Raw genomic sequence first — 22,697 nt, forward strand, 5'->3', positions numbered from 1 at the left:
CGGCAGATCAAGGGCCGGTGGCGCCCGCCGGTTGTACGCGGATGCCCATGCGGAAATCCTGAATGACCTGATGCACGAACGCCAGCTTGGCGATCGCGGTAGCGGTCAGCACGAAGGGGTAGACATGCGAGTGACCCATGCTGCGATTCAGGCTGTTCAGGGCGCTGACCAGCGGCAGCCAATGCTCCAGAAGCAAATCGAAGTCCACCGTGGCATAGGCATCAAAAGCCGGCAGATTCCCCTGCGCGCCCAGCCGCGCCGACGGCCCGGCGACGGGTTCGATGTCCATGTTGTAGGCGGAGGCCGTGTCCAGCGTATCCACGATGTGCATATAGTGGGCCCAGGTCTCGGCCCAGTCTTCCCAGGGGTGGGAGCTGGCATAGGCGGACACGAACGAGGCCTGCCAATCCGCCGGAGGACCGCCGGTGTAATGGCGCCGCAGGGCCTCGTCGTAGTCCGCACGCTCGTCGCCGAAGCGCTCGCGAAAATCGGTATGCCAGTGGCTACCGCGAATCAGTCGATCCCAGTAGTAGTGCGCGGACTCATGGCGAAAGTGGCCGAGAATGGTGCGATAGGGTTCGGCCATCGCCTCGCGCATGCGCTCGCGCACCGCGGGATCGGCCTCGGCGATATTGATGGTAATGAGCCCATGCGAATGGCCGGTGACCACGCCTCCGCCCTCGCGGAACTCCGGGGCCGGATCGGCCAGGAAATCAAACGCAATCCCCCCAGGATCGCTTTTCCGCGGCACCACCGGCAGGCCCAGGCGCAACAGGCCATATACCAGGCGTCGCTTCTCGGCCTCCAGACGCTCCCACAGCCGCGCATTGCCCGGCACACTGAGGTCCGGGATGGTGCGATTCAGGCGGCAGGCGCGACAGAACGGCTCGGCTTCTTCATGTGGCACCATCCAGTTGCACACCGCGTCTACCGCATAGTGCCGGCACTGGCGATAAAACAGCCCGTCCGGCTCGTCCGCCACCCGCCACAGGCCACCGGGGATCGGGCGCCCACGGGCGCCCACGGCCTCCCCCGCCGGCACTAGGGCGGAGACCTCCAGGCGGTCCGGCAGGAATCCCAGCCGGTGGCCGCAGCGGGTACAGAAGGTGTTGTCGAAATACACCCCCTGCCCACAGACCTCGCACTCGAATAACTGCATCGCGCTCCCCGTTGGCTGGCCTGCCGAGGATGTCCAGGCGGCAGGCATGCCTTCAGACTACGCCGATCCCGTGGCGCCGTCGCGGCGGCACACACCACCGCAGACGGCAGTCAGTCCCCCTGTACGCCGGACAAAAGTCCGTCCACTCGCTCCAGCACCAGTGGATGGGACAGGATGCCGGCGTGCGTGGTCGCCACCCCGAAGACCGAGGCCGCCTCGCGCTGCGCAGGCGGGTGCAGCATGCTGGCGAGAGTGACCACCCCGTCCGCAGTGGCGCGCGCGCCTCCCTCCCCGCGCTGGTAGCCAAACAGCAGATGCAGCTCGGTCACCTCCGTGTTGGCATCCGCGAACAGGCCTTCCAGGTAATCGCTGCCCGGGGCCATGTCGCGCCATACCGGAATGACCACCGGCGAACGATCGACACCCTGCTGGGCGCGTTCGTGTCCGGCCCAGGGGGTGGACAGGGTGATCATCGCCGGCACGGTCGCCGCCGCCTCGCGCCGGGCGCGCTCGTTCAGGAAGCCGCGCGCGATCAGCCCGCCCATGCTGTGTGCCACCACCGGCAGTGACTCGACGCCGTGGCGCACCTCCAGCTCCTCGACCACCTGTGCCAGGTGCGCCGCGGCCGACTGCAGCGGCAGCCCGGAGGCGTAATAGTAGAACCACGGCTGGTAACGTTCTCGGTCAAGCCCCTCCAGCAGCCCGGCGAAGTCCCGCGGCGAGCCGTTCATCCCGTGCACGAACAGCACGGGCGTCCGAGCGGGATCGTATGGCTCAAGAAAGTACACCCCGGCATACCCCGCCAGCACGAAATCCAGGGGGCGCCACTGGCTGCCCCGCGCCACCTCGTTCGCGAAACGCGGATCCTCCAGATGGGCGATCTCGCCGTAGGCCGTCACCCGGCCCAGGCTCAGCGGCGCCGCGCCGGCCCCAGGACCCCGTGTATCCGGCAGGCGAATGGCGTGCGCCAGGCGATCATTCCCGTTCACGCGGATATCGATCCCGGTCAGCCGTCCGCCAGGACCACAATCCAGCGAATCGCCGCCCGCGACGTGCTGGACCGGTGCGCCGGCCGGATGCGTACGATCACCATCCTCGTCGAGGAAGGCCAGCACGCTGTAACGACCAGGCTCCAGGGCAAAGAACCAGCTCCCGCCGCGCGCGCTCACCACGTGGTCCGCCGGTTCGGACACAACGGCGCCGGCGACCGGCTCGCGGAACACCGCCACCACATAGGGCCCGGTCCGTTCCGACCCATCCGCCCCTTTGTTCGATCCTACCGTACCGCTGATCACACAGGCCCCGCCCATCCGCGCCAGCTGCTCGCGCGCATCCAGCAGCGAACACCCCACCAGCCCCATCACCACCACCAGGACCGCACACACCCGCAACACACCCATTCCGAACATCCCTATCCGATAGCTCCCAGACCCCGAGTGTAGCGAGCCGGCAATCGTGGCGCTGCCTGGTGCCCACCTACCGCAACATCCGCCCCCCTGCCGCAAGATCTTGGAAGCCACCCCCACGTGAACCAGCCAGACTTACAGGCAAAAGCCGCTCCGGACGGACACCCGCCCGGTCAGCCACACCACGACACGCCCACCCGGAGCGCGCCGGGTGAAGCCAGGACCCACAGGAGGTGCACCATGTTCAAACGCGATATCCCACCCACCGCGGCCATACCCCGCCTTGCCTCTGCCGCCGCCCTCGCGCTGGTCGCCGCCTGGACGGTCGCGACGGCGGACCAGGGCCCGGCCTTCATCCACGAACCTGATTCCCCCGAGCTCGAATGGGGCCCGTGCCCGGACTTCATGCCGGATGGCTGCCGGCTCGCCGTGCTGCAAGGTGACCCGGCGCAGCCCAATGCCGACGTCTTCTTCCTCCTCCCCGGCAACAGCACCGCGCCCCACCACTGGCACACCAGCGCCGAACGCATGGTGCTCGTCAGCGGCGAGATGCAGGTCGACTACGACGACCAGGACCCGGTCGTGCTCCGACCCGGCACCTATGCCTACGGACCGGCCCGGCTGGCACATACCACCCATTGCACATCGGACGAGGACTGCATCCTGTTCATCGCCTTCGAGGAACCGGTGGACGCCCACGCCAGCCACGACGACTGACCCCGTCACGGTCCAATCACCATAGCCGGATGCGGCCGCCCGCGGCTGCTCCCGGACCCAAAAAAGGCCCGCACGGGGCGGGCCTTGTTGGATCGGAACAGCGACAACCCGGTCAGGCAGCAGCGGCAGCCCGGGTAAAGGCAAGCTGGTCGCCAGCCAGGTCCACCTCGATGGTATCGCCGGGGCCGAATTCGCCGGACAGCAACGACTGGGCCAGCGGGTTTTCCATCTGCGTCTGGATGGCCCGCTTGAGTGGACGCGCGCCGTACACCGGGTCGAAACCGGCGGCGCCCAGGTGATCCAGCGCGGCGTCGGTGATGGTGAGCCCCAGATCGCGCTCCTCCAGACGCTTGCGCAGGAACTGCAGCTGGATGCCGGCAATCGCCCGGATCTGCTCGCGCTCCAGCGGGTGGAACACCACCACATCATCCACGCGGTTGATGAACTCGGGGCGGAAGTGCTGCCCGACGATCTCCATCACCGCGGCCTTCATTGCGTCGTAGTTCGCCTCGCCGGCCATCTCCTGGATCTGCTGCGAGCCGAGGTTGGAAGTCATCACGATCACCGTGTTGCGGAAGTCCACGGTGCGCCCATGACCGTCCGTCAGACGACCATCATCCAGCACCTGCAGCAGCACGTTGAAGACATCCGGATGCGCCTTCTCGACCTCGTCCAGCAGGATCACGGAGTACGGCTTGCGGCGCACGGCCTCGGTCAGGTAGCCGCCCTCCTCGTAGCCGACATAGCCCGGGGGCGCCCCGATCAACCGCGCCACCGAGTGCTTCTCCATGAACTCGGACATGTCGATGCGCACCATGGACTCTTCGGTGTCGAACAGGAATGACGCCAGCGCCTTGGTCAGCTCCGTCTTGCCGACCCCGGTCGGGCCGAGGAACAAGAACGAGCCATTCGGCCGGTTCGGATCGGACAGGCCCGCCCGCGAACGGCGGATGGCGTTGGCCACCGCGCGCACGGCTTCCGTCTGGCCGACCACGCGATCACCCACGGCCTCTTCCATGCGCAGCAGCTTGTCCTTCTCGCCCTCCAGCATCTTGGAGACAGGGATGCCGGTCCAGCGCGCAACCACCTCGGCGACCTCCTCGTCGGTCACCTTGGTGCGCAGCAACTGGGTCTCCTGGCTCTCCATCTCGTGGGCCATGGCGAGGGACTTCTCCAGATCCGGGATGCGCCCGTACTGCAACTCGGACATGCGCGACAGGTCGCCGGCACGGCGGGCGGTCTCCAGCTCGGTACGTGCGCGCTCGAGCTCTTCCTTCAATTGCGCGGCGCCGGAGACCGAGGCCTTCTCGGACTTCCACACCTCTTCCAGATCGGAGAGCTCGCGCCCCAGGCGATCGATCTCGCCCTCCAGGGTATCCAGCCGCTTCTTCGAGGCGTCGTCGGATTCCTTCTTCAGGGCCTCGCGTTCGATCTTCAGCTGAATCAGGCGCCGTTCCAGGCGATCCATGACCTCGGGCTTGGAATCGATCTCCATGCGGATCCGCGAGCTGGCCTCGTCGATCAGGTCGATCGCCTTGTCCGGCAGCTGGCGATCGGTGATGTAACGCTGCGACAGCTGCGCCGCGGCGACGATCGCCGGGTCGGTGATCTCGATCCCGTGGTGGACCTCGTAGCGCTCCTTCAGACCGCGCAGGATAGCGATGGTGTCTTCCAGCGTGGGCTCGTCGACCACCACCTTCTGGAAACGGCGTTCCAGCGCGGCGTCCTTCTCGATGTTCTGGCGGTACTCGTCCAGCGTGGTCGCGCCGATGCAGTGCAGCTCGCCACGTGCCAGCGCCGGCTTGAGCATGTTGCCGGCGTCCATTGCGCCCTCGGCCTTGCCGGCGCCCACCAGGGTATGGATCTCGTCGATGAACAGGATCACGCGACCCTCTTCCTGCGAGAGCTCCTTGAGCACGGACTTCAGCCGCTCTTCGAAATCGCCGCGGTACTTGGCCCCGGCCAGCAAGGCGCCCAGATCCAGCGCAAGCACGCGCTTGTCCTTCAGGCCCTCGGGCACCTCGCCGTTGATGATGCGCTGGGCCAGGCCCTCGACAATCGCGGTTTTGCCGACACCGGGTTCGCCGATCAGCACCGGGTTGTTCTTGGTGCGCCGCTGCAGGACCTGGATCGAACGGCGAATCTCCTCGTCACGCCCGATCACCGGATCGAGCTTGCCCTGCTCGGCGCGCTCGGTGAGGTCGATGGTGTACTTGTCCAGCGCCTGGCGGTTCTCCTCGGCGTTCGGGTCGTCCACCTGGGCACCGCCGCGCATATCTTCCACGGCCTTCTCCAGGGAGTCCTTGTTGGCGCCGGCGTTGCGCAGCATCTCGCCCACACCGGCCTTCTCGGCGATCGCCGCGAGCAGGAACAGCTCGCTGGGGATGTACTGGTCCTTGCGCTCCTGGGCAAGCTTGTCGCAGACATTCAGCATGCGCCCCAGGTCATTGGAGACATGCACCTCGCCCGCGGCACCCTCCACCCTGGGCAGGCGGTCCAGCGCCTCGCCCAGCGCGGAGCGCAGCTGGCGCACGTTGGCGCCGGCGCGGTCGAGCACGTGGCGGATGGTACCGCCCTCCTGGTCCAGCAGGGCCAGCAGGAGGTGGGCCGGTTCGATGAACTGGTGATCGCGGCCTACCGCGAGCGATTGTGCATCCGCGATGGCGGACTGGAACTTGGTCGTCAGGCGATCCATTCGCATTGGGAAACCCCTCGGTCAAATCTGGGTGAACTGACACCAATGATGGGGACAATCCCCCGACCTTCAAGGATAGACGGACGCAACCGCCCGCATCAGACAAACGCCAACACCGTCACGCACGAACGTCGGGGTTGCGCGCGGAGGTCGCCACGGCCCCTGCGGGGCCTCGCAATGACGGGGGCAGGAAAAAGCACCGTCATCGCGAGGAGCGCAGCGACGCGGCGATCTCCATGGGTAACCCTCGCGCCGGACCGAGCGTCGGGGTTATCGCAGGTGGCCGGGATCGACCCAGACGAGCGTACCCATGCGGCCGGTCTCGCCATCGCGGCGGTAGGAGAAAAAGGTATCCGCCTCGCTGAAGGTGCAGCGTCCGCCACCGGCGACCTGCGCCACCCCGGCCCGCTGCAGGCGCTGCCGGGCCAGCAGGTAGAGATCCGCCAGCAGGCGGCCCTCGGCGCCGGGGCAGAACGCGGCAACGGCCTCCGGGTCGTGCGCGACAAAGGCTTCGCGGACCTCGGGGCCCACCTCGAAGGCCGCGGGGCCAATGGCCGCCCCCATCCAGGCCTGGATCGGCATCCCCGGGCGCAGCGTCTTCAGGGCCTCCACGCTGGCCTCCAGCACCCCGTCGGCCAGCCCGCGCCAGCCGGCATGCGCCACCCCCACCGCCGCGCCATCGGCGGTCGCCAGCACCACCGGCAGGCAGTCGGCGGTCTGCACCGCACAGACGACCCCGGGCCGGTCGCTGACCACCGCATCGGCCTCGGCCGCGTCGCCGGCCTCCAGCGCCGCGTGCAGGGTGTCGGCGCTGGTCACGCCGGTGCCGTGGACCTGGCGCGGCCAGGCGATCGGCGCGGCCAGCCCCAAAGACTGTTCCAGCCGACGCCGATTCTCCGCCACATGTTCCGGGTCATCGCCGGTGTGCAGCGCCAGGTTCAGCGCGGCCCAGGGCCCGGCACTGACGCCGCCCACCCGCGTGGTCTGGACCGCGCGCACGCCGGCCGGCAGTTCGCCGGGGGACGGCGCCAGCAGGGGCAGGGTCTCAGGCATCACCGGTCTCCCGGGCATCGGCGCGCAGGGCTGCAAGCAGGCCCTCGAAGTCCTCCGGTAGCGGGGCCTCGAACGCGCAGGGTTCGCCGCTGGTCGGGTGCTCGAACTCCAGGCGCGCCGCATGCAGGGCCTGACGCTTGAAGGCCGCCACCGTGGCCTTGGCCGCCTCACCCATGCCCTTGACCGGCCGCGGGCGTCCGCCGTAGGTCAGGTCGCCCACGATCGGGTGGCGGATATGCGCCATGTGTACGCGGATCTGGTGGGTGCGGCCGGTCTCCAGACGCACGTTCAGCAGGGTATGGGCGGGGAAGCGTTCGGCCACGCGGTAATGCGTGACCGCGGGCTTGCCACCGCCGGTCACCGCCTGGCGCTTGCGATCCACCGGGTGGCGCCCGATCGGCTCCTCGATGGTGGCACCGCTGATCACCCGACCCTGGACCAGCGCGCGGTACTCACGGTGCACGCTGCGCGCCTGCAACTGGCGCACCAGGGCGGTCTGCGCCTCCGGGGTACGCGCGACCACCATCAGTCCGGTGGTGTCCTTGTCCAGGCGGTGGACCACGCCCGCGCGCGGCAACTGCGCCAGCTCCGGGGCGTGGTGCAGCAGGGCATTGACCAGTGTGCCGTCGCGATGCCCGGCTGCCGGGTGGGCCACCAGCCCGGCCGGCTTGTTGATCACCAGCACCGCCGCATCCTCGTACAGGACATCCAGCGCTATGGCCTCGGGCTGCGCCGCCAGCACCGGGGCGTCCGGCGCGATCAGTTCCACCCGCTCGCCGCCTCGAACCGGCGTGCGCGGGCGCGGCGAGGCGCCGTCCACCCGCAGCGCGCCCTCCTTCAGCCACTGGGTCAACTGGCTGCGCGAATACTCGGGGAACAGCTGCGCCAGCGCGGCATCCAGGCGCTGCCCGGCCGCCTCCTCCGGCAGATGGGCCTCACGCGGTTCACTCATTGCGCGGCCTCCCGCTCGTCGCCACCGGGGCTTGATGTTGTAGAATCCTTGGACTTTGGTTCATCTGTGAGGCCTCGCCGTGATTTCTGTCCCGCACCTGTCGCGCCTGCTCGTCGTTCTGTTCGTGGCGCTCGTGGTCGCCGGCTGCGCCGGGCGCGAAGACCCCACGCTCGGCTGGTCCGCCAGTCAGCTCTACGGCGAGGCCAAGAACGCCCTGAACGAGGGCAACTACGATCAGGCCGTCGAATACTACGAAAAACTCGAGGCGCGCTACCCGTTCGGGCGCTACGCCCAGCAGGCGCAGATCGAGATTCCCTATGCCTACTACAAGGCCGGCGAGCCGGAGCCCGCCCTGGCGGCCGTGGACCGCTTCGTGCAGCTGAACCCGCGGCATCCGAACCTCGATTATGCGTACTACCTGCGCGGGCTGATCAACTTCAACCGCCAGCAGGGCTTTCTCGCCAACCTGTTCCCGCGCGACCCGGCCGAGATGGACCCGGAACCCTTCGACCAGGCCTTCCAGGACTTCGACCGCCTGATCCGCGAGTTCCCGGACAGCCGCTACGCCCCGGATTCCTACCAGCGCATGCTCTACATCCGCAATGCACTGGCCGCCTACGAGCTGCGCGTGGCGGAGTTTTACATGGAACGTACCGCCTGGGTCGCCGCGGCCCAGCGCGCGCGCAACGTGGTGGCCACCTATCCCGGGGCCGAGGTGATGCCGAAGGCCCTGGCCGTGCTGCACCGCGCCTACACCGAACTCGGCCTGGAAGACCACGCCGAGAACACCATGACGGTGCTGGAACTGAACTACCCGGATGCCGCCGTCGCCGTGCGCGCCGGCGAACCGGTGGAACTGGAAGGCGAGGAACGCCGCGGCCTGTGGCGCGTGATGGACCGCATCCCCTTCCTGACGAACTAAGCGGGGAAAGCGGCGCAACCGTAAAGCCATCCCCCGGCGGGGCCCCCGCACCACCTTGGGGGTGGCACCGTCATTGCGAGGAGCGCAGCGACGAAGCAACCTCCTGAAGCTGGCAGAGCGCCGGGATCCAGTGGTTCCGGACGGAGGTTACTCGCTACGCTCGCCCTTCGGGCCGGCCTGCGGCCGTTCAACGCAGCTTCGCTGCTTTTGTGCCGCGTCGGCTTCGCCCCTCGCAATGACGATGCCCGTAACTCCGCCCTGCTAGAGGGCCTCGCTGCCCTCTTCGCCGGTGCGGATACGGACCACGCGCGACATGTCGGACACGAAGATCTTGCCGTCCCCGATCTTGCCGGTGCGCGAGGCCTTCACGATCGCGTCGATGCAGGGATCGACACGGTCGTCGTCCACCACCAGTTCCAGCTTCACCTTGGGCAGGAAGTCGACCACATATTCCGCGCCCCGGTAGAGTTCCGTGTGGCCCTTCTGGCGCCCGAAACCCTGAACCTCGGTCGCGGTCATGCCGGCAATACCCATCTCGGTCAGGGCCTCGCGGACATCTTCCAGCTTGAACGGCTTGATGATCGCCTCGATCTTCTTCATGCGAATCCCTTTGGTTGAGCCCGCTGCGCGGGCGCTTGTCTCACACCCGGAAGTGTATCAAACCCCCGGCGCTGCGCTGATAGATCCAACCCCGCGCGCGTCCCGTGCCCCCGTCATTGCGAGGAACGCAGCGACGAAGCACCGTCATCGCGAGGCGCGCAGCGCCGTGGCGATCTCCATGGGTGGCCCCGATGCCGGCCAAGGCGGACATCGGTGGTTCCGGACAGAGGTTACTCGCTACGCTCGCCCTTCGGGCCGGCCTACGGCCGTTCAACGCAGCTTCGCTGCTTTTGTGCCACGTCGGCTTCGCCTCCTCGCAATGACGGTGCGCGCGTCCGGCGTCGCGTATCGCTCAATCCGGACGATACCCCGAGGTAATCGGGTAGCGCCGGTCGCGGCCGAAGGCGCGCGGGCTGACCCGCACCCCCGGCGCGGCCTGGCGGCGCTTGTACTCGGCGATGAACACCATGCGCGCGATGCGCTCCACCGTGGGGCGGTCGAAGCCCTGGGCGACGATCTCGGCGACCGACTGCTCCTGCTCGACGAAGGCCTCGAGGATCGCGTCCAGCACATCGTATGGGGGCAGCGAGTCGGCATCCTGCTGGTCCGGCGCCAGCTCGGCGCTGGGCGGGCGCTCGATCACCCGCGGCGGGATCGCCGCGCCGCACGTGTTGCGCCAGCGTGCCAGGCGGTACACCCACTGCTTGGAGACGTCCTTCAGTGGCGCGAAACCGCCATTCATGTCGCCGTACAGCGTGGAATAGCCCACCGCCATCTCGGACTTGTTGCCGGTAGCCAGCAGCAGCTTGCCGCTGCGGTTGGACAGCGCCATCAGCAGCACGCCGCGAGCGCGCGCCTGCAGGTTCTGTTCGGTCACATCCCCCGCCCCGGCCGGGTAGGCCGCCAGGGCATCCCCGAGCCCGGCCATGAAGCTCTCCACCATCGGCTCGATGGCGATCTCGTGGTATTCGAGGCCCAGAAGCCGCGCCTGCTCCTCCGCATCCTCGATGCTCATCGAGGCGGTGTAACGATAGGGCATCATCACCGCGGTCACCGCCGCCGGGCCCAGCGCATCCGCCGCCAAGGCCGCTGTCAGACCGGAGTCGATGCCGCCAGACAGGCCCAGCAATACCCCCGGGAAGCCGTTCTTGCTTACATAGTCCCGGATGCCGATCATCAGCGCCTGATAGAGGTCACGGGCGTCCGCCTCGTCCGGTTCCGGGCCGGGGTCGGTCAGGGTCGGAAGAATGCCGCAGGCGGACAGGTGCATGTGCTCGTCGCGGGACCGCAGGACCGGCCCCTGCGCACTGCGACTCGCCTCTACCTGGCCCTGGCCGGTGGCCCAGGCGGGCAGCACGGCGCGGGCCCCGTTGACCGGGTCGTGCACGAACGAGCGGCCATCGAACACCAGTTCGTCCTGCCCGCCCACCTGGTTCACGTAGACCACCGGACAGCCGGTCTCGGCCACCCTCGCCCCGACCACCTGCAGGCGTTCCTCGGCCTTGCCGCGGTGGTAGGGCGAGGCGTTGAGATTCAGCAGGATCTCGGCCCCGGCAGCCTGCGCCCCGGCGGCCGGACCCGGCTGCCAGATGTCCTCGCAGACGGTCAGCCCGATCTGCCAGCCATCCAGCTCGACCACGCAGGGGGCATCGCCAGCAACGAAATAGCGCTGCTCGTCGAATACCGAATAGTTAGGCAGAACCTGCTTGGCGTAGCGCGCGATACAGGCCCCGTCGCGCAGCCACAGGGCCGCGTTGATCAGGCCGGCGTCGCTGCGCACCGGGGCACCCAGGATCACGTCGATATCCCGCGCCGCCTTGGTGATCGCCACCACCGCGCGCTCCACGCCCAGCAGGAAGGCCGGGCGCAGCAGTAGATCCTCGGGGGGATAGCCGGTGACCGCGAGTTCGGGGAAAACCACCGCGCGGGCGCCACCGGCACGGGCCTGCTCGATGGCCTCGAGGATTTGGTGGCGATTGTCGTCCAGCCCGCCCACGACCGGATTGATCTGGGCCAGGGCCAGACGCAGAGGCTGGTCAGGGGTCATCGGCGACTCAGGCGCGGGCGAGCGCGGACTGCATCGCGGCGCCCAGCTCGGCCGGGCTCTCCGCCACGGTCGCGCCGGCCTCGCGCAGGGCCGTCATCTTCTGCTCCGCGGTACCCTGGCCACCGGCGATGATCGCGCCGGCATGACCCATGCGCCGCCCCGGGGGCGCCGTGGCGCCGGCAATATAGGCGGCTACCGGCTTGTCGAATTCGTCCGCGATGTAACGTGCGGCGCGTTCCTCGGCATCACCGCCGATCTCGCCCACCATCAGCACGCCGTCGGTCTCCGGGTCATCGCGGAACAGGCGCAGGCAGTCGACAAAGTCGAGGCCCTGGATCGGGTCACCGCCGATGCCCACGCAGGTGCTCTGACCAAGCCCGAGGTCCGAGGTCTGCTTGACCGCCTCGTAGGTCAGGGTGCCCGAGCGCGAGATGATGCCGATGCGCCCGCGGCTGTGGATATAGCCGGGCATGATCCCGACCTTGCAGGCCTCCGGGGTGATGATGCCCGGGCAATTCGGGCCGATCAGGCGCGTGGGGCTGCCGGCCAGTACCTGCTTGACCCGCACCATGTCCTGGACCGGGATGCCCTCGGTGATGCAAACGGCCAGTTCGATCCCGGCATCCGCCGCCTCGCAGATCGCGTCGGCCGCGAACGGGGCCGGGACGTAGATCATGCTGACGCTCGCGCCGGTCTGCGCCACGGCATCGGCCACGGTGTCGAACACCGGCCGGTCCAGGTGGCTTTGTCCGCCCTTGCCGGGCGTCACGCCGCCGACCAGGCGGGTCCCGTAGGCGATGGCCTGTTCGGAATGGAAGCTGCCCTGCTTGCCGGTGAAGCCCTGGCAGATCACCTTGGTGTCGCGGTCGACGAGGATGCTCATGCCACGGCCTCCACCACGGCGCGCGCCGCCGCGTCCAGATCGGCGGCCGGGATCACGTCCAGGCCGGAGTTGGCCAGCGCGGCGCGGCCCTGCTCGGCGTTGGTGCCCTCCAGGCGCACCACCACCGGCACCTGCACCTGGATCTCGCGGATCGCGGCGATAATGCCCTCGGCGATCAGGTCGCAGCGCACGATGCCGCCAAAGATATTCACCAGCACCGCCTTCACCGATGGGTCCGACAGGATCAGCTTGAACGCTGCGGTGACCCGCTCCACCGTCGTACCGCCGCCGACATCGAGGAAGTTGGCCGGCGAGCCGCCGTGGTGCTGGATCAGGTCCATGGTCGCCATTGCCAGCCCGGCGCCGTTGACCATGCAGCCGATCGAGCCGTCCAGGCGGATGTAGTTGAGGTCGTGCTCGTGTGCCTGCTCCTCGGCAGGGTCGCGCTGGCGCACGTCGCGCTCCGCGAACAGCGCCTTCTGGCGGTAGGCCGCGGAGTCGTCGATGGTCAGTTTGGCGTCGATCGCCAGCAGCTGATCCTCATGGGTCAGCACCAGCGGGTTGATCTCGAGGAGCTGCGCGTCGAGCTGCTGAAACAGGGCATGGGCATTGGTCACCAGCTGCGCCATCGCCTTCGCCGCGTCGCCGGACAGGCCCAGGGTGGCGGCGACCCGGCGGCCGTGGAAGGGCATCACGCCGGTGGCCGGATGGATCGGCAAGGTCACCACGGCCTCCGGGCGCTCCGCCGCCAGGGTCTCGATGTCCATGCCGCCCTCGGCGGAGACCACCAGCGCCAGGCGCTCGCGCGAACGATCCACCAGCATCGCGAAATAGAACTCGCGGGCGATGTCCGCCGCCGGCTCCAGCAGAAGCTGGTCCACTGGCAGTCCTTCGGGGCCGCTCTGGCCGGTCACCAGGCGCGACCCCAGCAGCTTTTCCGCCGCCTCGTGCGCAGCATCGGCGGAATCCGCCATCACCACGCCACCGGCCTTGCCGCGACCACCCGAGTGCACCTGGGCCTTGACCAGCGCGCGCTCGGCACCCAGCGCCTGCCAGGCCCCGGAGACCTGCTCGGCGGCGTCGATCACCTGAGCTTCGGGGACGGGGATACCGGCGTCGCGAAAGCGCGCCTTGGCCTGGAATTCGTGGAGATTCATGGGCGTCGAGGATAGCGGCGCAGCCCCGGCCCGACAACTGCGGGAGGCGCGCGCGAAGGAGAGTGTTCTTAAGCGGCCTGGACCGGAATGCCGTTACCGGTGCGCACGATGCGGTTGCCGGCGTCGAGATAGACCAGGTCGGGAGTGAATTCGCGGGCCTCGGCGGCCTCCATCTGGCCATAGGCACAGATGATCACGCGATGGCCCACCGCGGCCTTGTGTGCGGCCGCGCCGTTGACCGAAATGATCCCGGAGCCGGCCTCGCCCTCGATCGCGTAGGTGGTGAAGCGCTCGCCATTGTCGACGTTGTAGATCTGGATCTGCTCGAACGGCAGGATGCCGGCGGCGTCCAGCAGGCGCGTGTCGATGGCACAGGAGCCCTCGTATTCCAGCTCGCAATGCGTGACCCGGCCCTGATGCAGCTTGCCTTTCAGCATGGTGACAAACATACGGCGAATTCCCGGCTTGAACCTCGGAAGGGCGGAAAATTATCCGCGATCCCGGCGGATACGGCAAACGCGCCTTCTCGAGTCGATGGTTTTTCACCGTGAAGCGCGCGAAGACACGGAGAAATTCGAGGGCGACTTACAGGCAGGCTGGAAGACAGAACGAGTGGCAAAAAAGAATGGACCCGGCGTTCGGGGGCCCGCAAGAACGTTACCGATTGTCAGCGCCCTGCAGCACCACCCTCACCCTTTAACCTGCCCGTCTTCTGTGGATGACTCTTGAATTTCTTCGTGTACTTCGGGGTGGCCGAAACAAGCAGCGTCAGTCGGTACGGGTGCGGACGTTGTCGATCAGGCGGACGCCTTCCAGCCAGACGGCGGCCAGGACCACCAGGTCCTGCTCGGCCAGGGGCACATCGGTTGCCGGCGCCATCAGATCTTCCGCACGGCGGATGGAGAGGTATTCGGGCTCGAAGCCGGCCTCGCGCAGACGCTCGCTGGCGCGGGCCTCCACCTCGGCGATGCGGTCGGCGTCCACTTTGGTGGCCGTGCGGCAGACGGTCGCCACCTCGTCCAGCACCCGCTTGAGCTCGGGTGCCACGGCCCGCGCCTCTTCCGACAGCTGGCTGTTGCGTGAACTGAAGGCCAGGCCATCCGGTTCGCGCACGGTCGGGACTGCCTCCACCCGGGTGGGGATGTCGAGCCCCTGCACCATGCGCTCGATCAACTTGAACTGCTGGTAATCCTTCTCGCCGAACAGGGCCAGATCCGGGCGCACCAGGTTGAACAGCTTGGTCACCACGGTGGCCACGCCCTCAAAGTGCCCCTGGCGATAGGCACCCTCCAGGATCTCGGAAAGCACCGGCACCACGACCTGCACCGGGGGCAGGCCGTCGGCAGGGTACATGTCCTCTTCACTGGGACAGAACAAGGCGTCCACACCGGCATTCGTCGCCAGCCGGGCGTCCTCGTCGAGGGTGCGAGGATAGCGCTCCAGATCCTCGGCGCGGTCGAATTGCAGTGGATTGACGAAGATCGACACCACCACCCGCTGGGCCCGCGCCCGGGCATGCCGGATCACGGTCATATGGCCCTCGTGGAGGTTGCCCATCGTGGGCACCAGCGCCACGGTACCGCGCCCCTTGCGGGACCACTCTCGATGCATGGCCACCAGTTGCGGCCGATCACGCAGGATTCTCATGGGCCAGGATCCATCCTTTGGGAAACGCAGTTAACTGAAGGTATGCACGCCGGATTCGGGGAAGGCTCGCGCCCGCACCGCATCACAGTATCCGCGGACGGCGCCCTCCAGGGAACCGCCTTCGACAAGGAAATCGCGCGCGAAGCGCGGCGGCTCGGGCGTCAGGCCGATCACGTCGGTCAAGACAAGCACTTGACCATCGCAACGCGGGCTGGCGCCAATCCCGATCACCGGGACCCCTGCACTGCGCACGATGACATCGGCCAGGCTTTCGGGGATACCCTCCAGCAGCAGGGCCTGGGCCCCGGCGTTCTCCAGTTGGGCGGCCAGGGATTCCAGCTCCGCCGCCGCCTTCGGGTCGCGCCCCTGCACGCGGTGCCCGCCGAGACGGTGCACCGCCTGCGGGGTCAGGCCCAGATGGGCACAGACGGGAATCCCGGCGGCGACCAGGCGCTCGACCACGGGGACCTCCATCGCGCCGCATTCCACCTTGACCATGTGAGCCCCGGCGCGCAGGAGCGCCCCGGACTGGACCAGCGCGGTAGCGGGATCGACATCGCCAAGGAACGGGATGTCGGCCATGATCAGCGCGTTCTCACTGCCGCGGGCCACGTTGGCTACATGGTAGACCATGTCCTCCAGCGTCACTGGCAGGGTGGTCGCATGCCCCTGGACCACCATGCCCAGGGAATCGCCGACCAGGATCACTTCGACCCCACAGCGATCCAGCAACCCGGCGAAGGCTGCATCATAGGCCGTGAGGCAAGCGATGGGTTCGCCCGCCTGCTTGCGCTGGGCCAGGGTATTCACGGTAATCGGACGCATGCTCATGCCTCCCGGGCAGTCCGGCTTGCCAGCCTCAAAGCGAGATCGGCAACGGGTTGAAGTAGTGCCGCCCGCCCTGGATCGGCTCCAGGAACTGCACCAGCTGGTCAAAGTCGGCCGGGTTGTTCACCCAGTCGATCTCGGTGGCGTTCACAATCACGAGCGCCGGTCCTTCGAAATGATAGAAGAATTCCGCATAGGCCGCGTTCAAGCGCTCCAGATAACCGGCCTCGATGTGACGTTCGTACGGTCGTGCCCGGCGGCGGATGCGCTCCTGCAGCACCTCCACCGGCGCCTGCAGGTAGACCACCAGGTCCGGGCGCGGCAGCCCCCCGCGCAGATGGCGGAACATCTCGCGGTAGATCTCCAGCTCATCCGGATGCAGGTTCAACTCGGCGAACAGCGGGTCCTTGTCCATCAGGTAGTCGGACACATGGCGCTGCTCGAACAGGCCCTTCTGCGCCAGCGGCGTCAGCTGGCGCACGCGCTGCACCAGAAAGTGCAGCTGGGTCGCCAGGGCGTGCTTGTCCGGCTCCTGATAGAAGCGATCCAGGAAAGGGTTCTCGTCCGGGGCCTCGAAGATGCCCTCCGCCTGCAGGTGCTCGGCCAGGCGCTTGGCCAGGCTGGACTTGCCGACCCCAATCGGCCCCTCTACCGCGATGAAATCGAAATCGGCAAGGCTCATCCGCGCCCCTCCGCGGTCGCCACGGCCTCCTGCGGTTCCGCGATCGGGATCAGGCTCGCACCGTCGAAGCGCTGCGCCAGCCGCTCCAGCGGACCCACTCCCGGGATCTGCAGCGACGGCGCCAGCTCCAGCAGCGGCAGGATCACGAAGTCGCGCTCGGCGATCCCGGCGTGCGGCACCTTCAGTCCCGGCAGATCCAGCGACTGCTCGCCGAACAGCAGCAGGTCCAGATCCAGCAGGCGCGGCCCCCAGCGGGTACCGTCCCGCTCGCGCCCGCAGGCGCACTCGATGGCCTGCAGCTCCGCCAGCAGGTCCAGCGGCTCCAGCCGGGTGTGCAGACGGGCCACGGCGTTCACGTAGTCGGGCTGGTCCTGCGGGCCCATCGGCGGGTTACGGAACAGCCGCGAGCGCCCGATCAGACGCGTTTGCGGCAACTCATGCGCCAGCCGGGCAAAGGAGTCCCGCACCTGCGTCTCGGGGTCACCCAGGTTGGCGCCGATCCCGATGAACGCGTGCACGCCGCGGGCAGGCTCGCTGCTCATTCGCCGCCACCCCCCGATTCCGGGTTTGCGCCCGCATCGGCGCTAGCGCCGGCACCGCCCTTGCGTCCCCGACGCCGGCGCCGGCCGCCACGGCGTGACTTGCTCTTGGCTCCAGCCTTGCCATCCCCTTTGGGAACACCCTTGCCCTGGGCACCCGCCATGGCCTTCTGTGCGTCCTCGTCCAGCTCCTGGATCTCGGTCCACCAGCGACACAGCTCGGGGTCGGCATCGCCGGCGCGGGCGCGCAGGCAGAGAAAGTCATAACCGGCGCGAAAGCGCGGATGCGTCAGCAGGCGCAGCGCACGGCCACCACGATGGCGCTCCAGCCGCGCCTGGAGTTCCCAGATCTCGCGCACGATCAGGCTGAAGCGTTTGGGAATGGACACCGTCTTCACCTGACGATCCAGCACCTCGGCCATCGCCTGCTGCCAGGCCGGAATCTCCTGTTCGTCGGCCGCGATCCGTTTGGCCGCGGCCACCTGCACCGGGGCCCAGAGGATGGCCGCGTAGAGGAACGCCGGGTTCACACCCAGGCCCTCATTGATGCGCTTGTCGGTATTCAGCAGCGACTCGACCAGGAACTGGCGGCGCTCGGGGCCAACGTCCGGATCGGCAAAGCAGGCCGCAGCCTCGGGGAACATCGGCTCGAACAGGCCGAGGCGTTCCAGCTCGTCCAGACAGGTGACCGCCGCACCGCTGTGGAACAGCTTGATCACCTCGTCGAACAGCCGCGCCGGGGCTACCGTCTGCATCAGCGAGGCGAGATCAAGGATGCCGGCCTCGACCTCCGGCGCGATGGTCAGACCCAGCTTGGCGGCGAAGCGCACCGCTCGCAGCATGCGCACGGGGTCTTCGCGCAGGCGCGTCTCGACGTCGTCGCCGATCAGGCGCAGCTCGCCCGCGCGCAGGTCCTCGAACCCACCGGTGTAATCCAGCACCGAGAAATCCTCGATGTCGTAATACAGGGCGTTGATGGTGAAGTCGCGGCGCACCGCATCCTGCTCGATGGTGCCGTAGCGATTGTCGCGCAGGATACGACCTTCCTCGCTCAGCGCGACCTGGCCTTCGTCCTCGGACTCGTCGTCATGCGGCGCGCGGAAGGTCGCCACCTCGATCATCTCGCGTCCGAAGAGCACATGCGCCAGGCGAAAGCGGCGCCCGATCAGGCGGCAGTTGCGGAACAGGCCACGCACCTGCTCGGGGGTGGCGTCGGTGGCGACATCGAAGTCCTTCGGCTCGCGGCCCAGCAGCAGGTCGCGCACGCCGCCGCCCACCAGGCAGGCGCGATAACCGGCCTCGCGCAGCCGATAAAGCACCTTCAGGGCGTTGTCGTCGATCGCCGCGCGCGAGATGCCGTGCTCCGCACGCTCGTAGACGCGCGGTTCCGGCAGCTCGCTGTCGGGCCGGGACGGGGTTGCGGGGTCAGCCTTTGTCACGCGATACCGTATCGGTGGTCGAAAGCGCCGTATGGTAACAGCTTGGCCGGATTCATCCCGTTTTTTGTACCGGACGCGGGGCGGCGGTTTCGCCGGTCAGGCGCCAGCGCCGATAGTCGTCGAGGATGCGTCGGTGGTCGAAGACCAGCACCTGGCCCGGGTCTTCCGGGTCCAGCCAGGCGCAGTCGGCAGCGTCATCCCCGGCCCTGGCCTCGCCCCGGCCCCGCGCGATGTAGACCGCGCTGACGGTGTGCCCGCGCGGGTCGCGCTGCGGGTCGGAATACACCCCCAGCAACGCCTCCAGCTCGACCTCCAGCCCGGTCTCTTCGCGCGCCTCGCGTACCGCGGCATTCTCGGTCGACTCACCGACGTCGACGAAGCCGCCCGGCAGGGCCCAGCCGTACGGGGGGTTGTGGCGCTCGATCACCAGCACACGACCGGGCTGCGCCGAGTGGCGGATGACCATATCCACCGCCAGCCGGGGGGTGACGGGCGGGCCACTCGAGCCTTCGGGGTTGTTCACTCGGATTCACTCCTGTCGCTGCCGTCCTGGCGAATAAAGCGGCGGATCTTGCGCCGCTCGCGCTTGTCCGGGCGCCGGCTGGGGGCGCTGTCCGCGACCGCGCGCTCGCTGCGTCGGCGTTCGCTTTCGGCCGCGCGCCGGGCCTGGCTTTCTTCGGTCTCGGTGTACAGCGCCTGGGCTTCGCGCGCCGGCCGTCGCTGATCGCTCAAATGGACCACATCCAGCTCCCAGACCTGCGGGCCGCGGTGGATGGTCAGGCGATCACCGGTGTGCACCCGACGCGCCGGCTTGCAGCGCTCGCCGTTCACGTGGACCTTGCCGCCGCCGACCGCCTCGCTGGCAAGGCCGCGCGTCTTGTAAAAACGGGCGGCCCAAAGCCATTTGTCGATCCGCAGCCCGGCGCCGGGCGCCCCGTTGTGGCCGCTACCCTTGCCCAAGGCTTTCCCGCGACATCACGAGGGGAGACAATGCGCCCCCTTTAATAGCGAGGAACCGGCGACCCGGATCGGGGCCCCGCCCCACCTGCGGACGCCGAAGACCACCATGAATCTGCCGCATCTGCACCTGATCAGTTTCGCCATCTGTCCGTTCGTTCAGCGTAGCGTGATCACACTGAAATACAAGGAGGCGCCGTTCGAGCTGAGCCTGATCGATCTGGCCAACCCGCCGGACTGGTTCCGCGAACGCTCGCCCCTGGGCAAGGTTCCGCTGTTGATCGTCGACCACGATACGGTGCTGTTCGAGTCGGCCGTGATCAACGAATATATCGATGCCATTACCCCGCCCGCGCTGATGCCGACCGACCCGCTGGAACAGGCGCGGACCCGGGCCTGGATCGAGTACCTCTCGGAACAGACCTTTGCCCAGTACCACTGGATGACCGCGACCACCGAGGATGCCTTCGAGCTGGCGCGCCACACCGCCGCACGCGGGCTGGAGCGCCTGGAACAGCAGATGACGCAAGACGACCGCCTGGCCGCGCCCGGCTTCTCGCTGATTGATGCCACCCTGGCCCCGATCCTGATGCGCTATGCGCTGCTGGAGGATCCGGACAGCCCCTGGGAGACCGAGGCCTTTCCGCGCCTTGCGGCCCGCTGGGACCAGCTGCGCGAGATACCGGCCGTGCGGGACTCGGTCCCGACCGACTTTGCGGCACAACTGGCCGACTACCTGCGCCAGCAGGACGGCTTTGCGCCGGCGCATTTCGCGGCGCAGCTCGACGCGCCCGCCTGACCGAGGCTTCACCCGACCGCCTGCCCCGGTCGTCGGCCTCGGTTCGTCATCCGGTGTTTACAGTGCCTTCGGTCCGCCATCTGCCTTGCTGTGGCAGGCCATGGTTCGGCACCTGGTGTTTACGTGCCTTCGTCCGGCCGCCTGCCGAGCGCTGACTCGCCAGCGCGCCCCGAGGTACTTTCTTGCTTGCCCAAGAAAGTACCCAAAGAAGGGCACCCGGATTTCGCCCGGGAACCTTGCTCCAGGGCCCTCGGGCCGGCGGCGCTGAACTCGCTACGCTGCGCTTCGCTCAGACATCCAGCGCCTTCTCCCGGCCCGAGCACCCTTCCGCAAGGGGCTCCATACGGGAGGCGAAGGTCAAAACAGCAGGTATTCCGGCCCCGTGGCACAACAAAAGGCACAGCCGCTCGAAGGCCCCCCGGCACCCGCTCCGCGGGTGCGGCACGCAACGGCCAAAGGCCGAGCGTGCCCGAGATGTCCGAAGACCTAGCCATCATCCACTAGCTATATCGCTGGGATAGCCGTTGTTTGGACCTGCCTCCCCGTTGTCGTCGCGCCGAGTGGAGAGGCTTTTCGCGGGAGAAAAGGCGCTGGATGTCTGAGCGGAGCCGAAGGCGTAGCGAGTTCAGCGCCGCCCGCGAAAAGCCTCGGAGCGAGGGAAACCCCGGCCCGCGCAGCGGGCCGGGGTCGCGGCAGTCGGGCGTGTTTCTTGGGTACTTCTTTGCACGAGCAAAGAAGTACCTCGCGGTGCGCTCGCGAGAGAGCGCGTGGCAGGCGGCCAGACGAAGCCACCGTAAACACCAGAGGACGAACCAGAGCCAGCCACAACTGAGCGAGAAAAGGCCCGAGAGCGAGCCCGCATCACACGCCGCGTGCGTCGCGTCGGTGCGGCTGGGAAAAGACTAGCGAGAGGCGCGAGGTCAGGCCGGGCGGTGGGGGCAAGCGCTGTCGGTGCAGTCGCCGTACAGGACCAGCGCGTGGTCCTTGATGGAAAAGCCGTGGTGCTGCGCCACCTCGCGCTGACGCCGCTCGATGGTCTCGTCGAAGAACTCCTCGACCCGCCCGCACTGGTTGCAGACGATATGGTCATGGTGCCCGCCCCGCTCCAGCTCGAACACCGCCTGGTTGCCCTCCAGGTGCAGGCGGCAAACCAGCCCGGCCGCCTCGAACTGCGTCAGCACGCGATACACCGTGGCCAGACCGATTTCCTCGCCGGAATCGAGCAGCTCGCGATAGATCGCCTCGGCCGTCAGGTGACGGGTTTCCGAGTTCTCGAGGATCTCGAGGATCTTCATCCGCGGCAGCGTGACCTTGAGCCCGGCCTTCTTGAGATTACTCGTTTCCATTGCCCGTTTTCCCGGTCCCGTCCGCTTGAGAGAGGCGGGACGCTTTGGTGTACCATGCGCGTTCACGGCCCACCAGACGCCGAGGACCGCCCGCTCAGATGATCAAGATTCTCATTTCTATCGCCGTGGCCGCAAGCCTGCTGAGCGCCTGCGGTGGCCTCAACCAGTTCCGTCTGGATGTCCAGCAGGGCAATGTGATCGACCCCGTACAGGTGGCCCAGATCCAGCCCGGCATGACCCCGCAGCAGGTCCGCTTCCTGATGGGGTCGCCCCAGCTGGAGCCCGCCTTCCGGGCCGATGACCGCTGGGACTACGTCTACTATCGCCGTCCAGGCTTCGGCTCCACCGAACGCCAGCGAGTGACCGTGCATTTCGACAACGGCGTAGTCAGCCATGTGGATGCCGACATCCCGCAGCCGGTGGCGCTGGACGAGCATCCGGTAGACAGAGACAACGACTGACACCCGCGTGCGGCGGCATATTCCTCCGCCGCACGCCCCTGCTACTCCTTCGCGTTGTCGGCCGGCGCCTCCTTCGGCTTGTCGTCGGCGGCGCCGGCGTCACTCTTGCCCGGCTTCTTCTTGCGCCCCTTGTCGGCACGCTGGCGCCGCACCTCCTTCGGGTCCGCGATCAGCGGGCGATAAACCTCGATGCGGTCGCGTGGGCGCAGCACGGTGTCCCTACGGGTGATCTTGCCGAAGATCCCGACCTTGGCGTTGTCCAGATCGATCTCGGGGAACTGCAGTTCAATCTCCGACTGGCGCAGCGCGGTATCGACCGTCGTGCCCTCGGGCACCACCAGCGGCAGGATCACCTGCCGGTCGGGCCGCGCGTAGGCAATCTCCACCCGGATCATGCCGCCCTCTGCG

General features: G+C 68.0%; 23 protein-coding genes and 1 pseudogene. 4 read left to right on the plus strand and 20 right to left on the minus strand.

Going from position 1 to position 22,697, the window contains the following annotated elements; genetic code table 11:
* Positions 1-7: 7 nt before the first annotated feature.
* Entirely contained in the window at positions 8-1,159 is a 1,152-nt protein-coding gene (locus TVD_RS11285; protein WP_018938369.1) for a zinc-binding metallopeptidase family protein, read from the minus strand.
* A 110-nt stretch (positions 1,160-1,269) separates the two neighbouring features.
* The gene (locus TVD_RS11290; RefSeq protein ID WP_205622104.1) at positions 1,270-2,559 is read right to left on the minus strand and encodes a lipase family alpha/beta hydrolase; all 1,290 of its coding nucleotides are present in this window, start codon (positions 2,557-2,559) and stop codon (positions 1,270-1,272) included.
* 246 nt (positions 2,560-2,805) lie between these two features.
* Here TVD_RS11290 and TVD_RS11295 point away from each other — a divergent pair, with 246 nt between their 5' ends.
* Positions 2,806-3,282 carry a cupin domain-containing protein gene (locus tag TVD_RS11295; protein ID WP_019567775.1) on the plus strand — a complete coding sequence of 159 codons (477 nt, stop codon included), beginning with the start codon at positions 2,806-2,808 and terminating at the stop codon, positions 3,280-3,282.
* A gap of 112 nt (positions 3,283-3,394) precedes the next feature.
* Here TVD_RS11295 and clpB read toward each other — a convergent pair whose 3' ends face one another.
* The 3 genes from clpB to rluD form a co-directional block, all read right to left on the minus strand.
* Positions 3,395-5,977 (minus strand): ATP-dependent chaperone ClpB, encoded by a 2,583-nt coding sequence (gene clpB / locus TVD_RS11300; RefSeq protein ID WP_018175810.1) that lies wholly within the window; start codon positions 5,975-5,977, stop codon positions 3,395-3,397.
* Between the two features lie 270 nt (positions 5,978-6,247).
* Positions 6,248-7,030 (minus strand): peptidoglycan editing factor PgeF, encoded by a 783-nt coding sequence (gene pgeF, locus TVD_RS11305; protein ID WP_047251627.1) that lies wholly within the window; start codon positions 7,028-7,030, stop codon positions 6,248-6,250.
* Positions 7,023-7,982 (minus strand): 23S rRNA pseudouridine(1911/1915/1917) synthase RluD, encoded by a 960-nt coding sequence (gene rluD, locus TVD_RS11310; RefSeq protein WP_018175812.1) that lies wholly within the window; start codon positions 7,980-7,982, stop codon positions 7,023-7,025. The genes pgeF and rluD overlap by 8 nt, the downstream gene beginning before the upstream one ends.
* Positions 7,983-8,061: 79 nt before the next feature.
* Here rluD and TVD_RS11315 point away from each other — a divergent pair, with 79 nt between their 5' ends.
* Positions 8,062-8,904 (plus strand): outer membrane protein assembly factor BamD, encoded by an 843-nt coding sequence (locus tag TVD_RS11315; RefSeq protein ID WP_018144137.1) that lies wholly within the window; start codon positions 8,062-8,064, stop codon positions 8,902-8,904.
* 261 nt (positions 8,905-9,165) lie between these two features.
* Here TVD_RS11315 and TVD_RS11320 read toward each other — a convergent pair whose 3' ends face one another.
* From TVD_RS11320 to TVD_RS11375, 12 genes are all read right to left on the minus strand, one after another.
* Positions 9,166-9,504 (minus strand): P-II family nitrogen regulator, encoded by a 339-nt coding sequence (locus tag TVD_RS11320; RefSeq protein ID WP_017940393.1) that lies wholly within the window; start codon positions 9,502-9,504, stop codon positions 9,166-9,168.
* 352 nt (positions 9,505-9,856) lie between these two features.
* Entirely contained in the window at positions 9,857-11,551 is a 1,695-nt protein-coding gene (locus TVD_RS11325) for an NAD+ synthase (protein ID WP_047251628.1), read from the minus strand.
* A gap of 7 nt (positions 11,552-11,558) precedes the next feature.
* Positions 11,559-12,434 carry a succinate--CoA ligase subunit alpha gene (gene sucD, locus TVD_RS11330; RefSeq protein ID WP_047251629.1) on the minus strand — a complete coding sequence of 292 codons (876 nt, stop codon included), beginning with the start codon at positions 12,432-12,434 and terminating at the stop codon, positions 11,559-11,561.
* Entirely contained in the window at positions 12,431-13,591 is a 1,161-nt protein-coding gene (sucC, locus tag TVD_RS11335) for an ADP-forming succinate--CoA ligase subunit beta (protein WP_047251630.1), read from the minus strand. The genes sucD and sucC overlap by 4 nt, the downstream gene beginning before the upstream one ends.
* 68 nt (positions 13,592-13,659) lie before the next feature.
* Complete coding sequence (gene panD, locus TVD_RS11340) at positions 13,660-14,040, minus strand: aspartate 1-decarboxylase (RefSeq protein ID WP_018144141.1); 381 nt, start codon at positions 14,038-14,040, stop codon at positions 13,660-13,662.
* Positions 14,041-14,359: 319 nt separating this feature from the next.
* Entirely contained in the window at positions 14,360-15,238 is an 879-nt protein-coding gene (gene panC / locus TVD_RS11345; protein WP_019562815.1) for a pantoate--beta-alanine ligase, read from the minus strand.
* Positions 15,239-15,268: 30 nt separating this feature from the next.
* A complete protein-coding gene (panB, locus tag TVD_RS11350; protein WP_047251631.1) occupies positions 15,269-16,063 on the minus strand; it encodes a 3-methyl-2-oxobutanoate hydroxymethyltransferase in 795 nt (264 codons plus the stop codon).
* A 34-nt stretch (positions 16,064-16,097) separates the two neighbouring features.
* Positions 16,098-16,748 (minus strand): deoxynucleoside kinase, encoded by a 651-nt coding sequence (locus TVD_RS11355; RefSeq protein WP_018144144.1) that lies wholly within the window; start codon positions 16,746-16,748, stop codon positions 16,098-16,100.
* Positions 16,745-17,290 (minus strand): 2-amino-4-hydroxy-6-hydroxymethyldihydropteridine diphosphokinase, encoded by a 546-nt coding sequence (gene folK, locus TVD_RS11360; protein ID WP_047251632.1) that lies wholly within the window; start codon positions 17,288-17,290, stop codon positions 16,745-16,747. Before folK ends, TVD_RS11355 begins: the two co-directional genes overlap by 4 nt.
* Positions 17,287-18,726, minus strand: a complete 1,440-nt coding sequence (gene pcnB, locus TVD_RS11365) for a polynucleotide adenylyltransferase PcnB (RefSeq protein WP_018168075.1) — start codon at positions 18,724-18,726, stop codon at positions 17,287-17,289. Before pcnB ends, folK begins: the two co-directional genes overlap by 4 nt.
* A gap of 52 nt (positions 18,727-18,778) precedes the next feature.
* Entirely contained in the window at positions 18,779-19,249 is a 471-nt protein-coding gene (locus tag TVD_RS11370) for an NUDIX domain-containing protein (RefSeq protein WP_047251633.1), read from the minus strand.
* The gene (locus TVD_RS11375; protein WP_047251634.1) at positions 19,246-19,686 is read right to left on the minus strand and encodes an RNA-binding S4 domain-containing protein; all 441 of its coding nucleotides are present in this window, start codon (positions 19,684-19,686) and stop codon (positions 19,246-19,248) included. The genes TVD_RS11370 and TVD_RS11375 overlap by 4 nt, the downstream gene beginning before the upstream one ends.
* A 106-nt stretch (positions 19,687-19,792) precedes the next feature.
* Between TVD_RS11375 and TVD_RS11380 the strand changes: the two genes are divergently transcribed.
* Positions 19,793-20,482, plus strand: a complete 690-nt coding sequence (locus TVD_RS11380; RefSeq protein WP_018168072.1) for a glutathione S-transferase family protein — start codon at positions 19,793-19,795, stop codon at positions 20,480-20,482.
* A 289-nt stretch (positions 20,483-20,771) separates the two neighbouring features.
* On the opposite strand, the pseudogene TVD_RS14955 reads toward TVD_RS11380, so the two are convergent.
* A pseudogene (locus TVD_RS14955) lies at positions 20,772-20,979 on the minus strand (hypothetical protein).
* 423 nt (positions 20,980-21,402) lie between these two features.
* The gene (gene fur / locus TVD_RS11385; RefSeq protein WP_018952118.1) at positions 21,403-21,828 is read right to left on the minus strand and encodes a ferric iron uptake transcriptional regulator; all 426 of its coding nucleotides are present in this window, start codon (positions 21,826-21,828) and stop codon (positions 21,403-21,405) included.
* A gap of 98 nt (positions 21,829-21,926) precedes the next feature.
* Here fur and TVD_RS11390 point away from each other — a divergent pair, with 98 nt between their 5' ends.
* Positions 21,927-22,289: an outer membrane protein assembly factor BamE gene (locus TVD_RS11390; RefSeq protein WP_018145395.1), complete on the plus strand. Its 363-nt coding sequence runs from the start codon at positions 21,927-21,929 to the stop codon at positions 22,287-22,289.
* A 41-nt stretch (positions 22,290-22,330) separates the two neighbouring features.
* On the opposite strand, the gene TVD_RS11395 is transcribed toward TVD_RS11390, so the two are convergent.
* Positions 22,331-22,684 carry an RnfH family protein gene (locus tag TVD_RS11395; protein ID WP_047251972.1) on the minus strand — a complete coding sequence of 118 codons (354 nt, stop codon included), beginning with the start codon at positions 22,682-22,684 and terminating at the stop codon, positions 22,331-22,333.
* Positions 22,685-22,697: the final 13 nt, after the last annotated feature.

Origin of the sequence: Thioalkalivibrio versutus, from assembly GCF_001020955.1 — a bacterium.
GTDB classification, from domain to species: domain Bacteria; phylum Pseudomonadota; class Gammaproteobacteria; order Ectothiorhodospirales; family Ectothiorhodospiraceae; genus Thioalkalivibrio; species Thioalkalivibrio versutus.

Bases quoted from the DNA above. Each gene is read 5' to 3' on its own strand.
- rluD (WP_018175812.1), bottom strand. From the start codon at position 7,982: ATGAGTGAACCGCGTGAGGCCCATCTGCCGGAGGAGGCGGCCGGGCAG.
- fur (WP_018952118.1), bottom strand. From the start codon at position 21,828: ATGGAAACGAGTAATCTCAAGAAGGCCGGGCTCAAGGTCACGCTGCCG.
- panC (WP_019562815.1), bottom strand. From the start codon at position 15,238: ATGAGAATCCTGCGTGATCGGCCGCAACTGGTGGCCATGCATCGAGAG.
- TVD_RS11390 (WP_018145395.1), top strand. From the start codon at position 21,927: ATGATCAAGATTCTCATTTCTATCGCCGTGGCCGCAAGCCTGCTGAGC.
- sucD (WP_047251629.1), bottom strand. From the start codon at position 12,434: ATGAGCATCCTCGTCGACCGCGACACCAAGGTGATCTGCCAGGGCTTC.
- panD (WP_018144141.1), bottom strand. From the start codon at position 14,040: ATGTTTGTCACCATGCTGAAAGGCAAGCTGCATCAGGGCCGGGTCACG.
- panB (WP_047251631.1), bottom strand. From the start codon at position 16,063: ATGCGTCCGATTACCGTGAATACCCTGGCCCAGCGCAAGCAGGCGGGC.
- TVD_RS11290 (WP_205622104.1), bottom strand. From the start codon at position 2,559: ATGGGTGTGTTGCGGGTGTGTGCGGTCCTGGTGGTGGTGATGGGGCTG.
- TVD_RS11320 (WP_017940393.1), bottom strand. From the start codon at position 9,504: ATGAAGAAGATCGAGGCGATCATCAAGCCGTTCAAGCTGGAAGATGTC.
- TVD_RS11380 (WP_018168072.1), top strand. From the start codon at position 19,793: ATGAATCTGCCGCATCTGCACCTGATCAGTTTCGCCATCTGTCCGTTC.
- clpB (WP_018175810.1), bottom strand. From the start codon at position 5,977: ATGGATCGCCTGACGACCAAGTTCCAGTCCGCCATCGCGGATGCACAA.
- sucC (WP_047251630.1), bottom strand. From the start codon at position 13,591: ATGAATCTCCACGAATTCCAGGCCAAGGCGCGCTTTCGCGACGCCGGT.
- TVD_RS11355 (WP_018144144.1), bottom strand. From the start codon at position 16,748: ATGAGCCTTGCCGATTTCGATTTCATCGCGGTAGAGGGGCCGATTGGG.
- TVD_RS11325 (WP_047251628.1), bottom strand. From the start codon at position 11,551: ATGACCCCTGACCAGCCTCTGCGTCTGGCCCTGGCCCAGATCAATCCG.
- TVD_RS11295 (WP_019567775.1), top strand. From the start codon at position 2,806: ATGTTCAAACGCGATATCCCACCCACCGCGGCCATACCCCGCCTTGCC.
- TVD_RS11285 (WP_018938369.1), bottom strand. From the start codon at position 1,159: ATGCAGTTATTCGAGTGCGAGGTCTGTGGGCAGGGGGTGTATTTCGAC.
- TVD_RS11395 (WP_047251972.1), bottom strand. From the start codon at position 22,684: ATGATCCGGGTGGAGATTGCCTACGCGCGGCCCGACCGGCAGGTGATC.
- folK (WP_047251632.1), bottom strand. From the start codon at position 17,290: ATGAGCAGCGAGCCTGCCCGCGGCGTGCACGCGTTCATCGGGATCGGC.
- pgeF (WP_047251627.1), bottom strand. From the start codon at position 7,030: ATGCCTGAGACCCTGCCCCTGCTGGCGCCGTCCCCCGGCGAACTGCCG.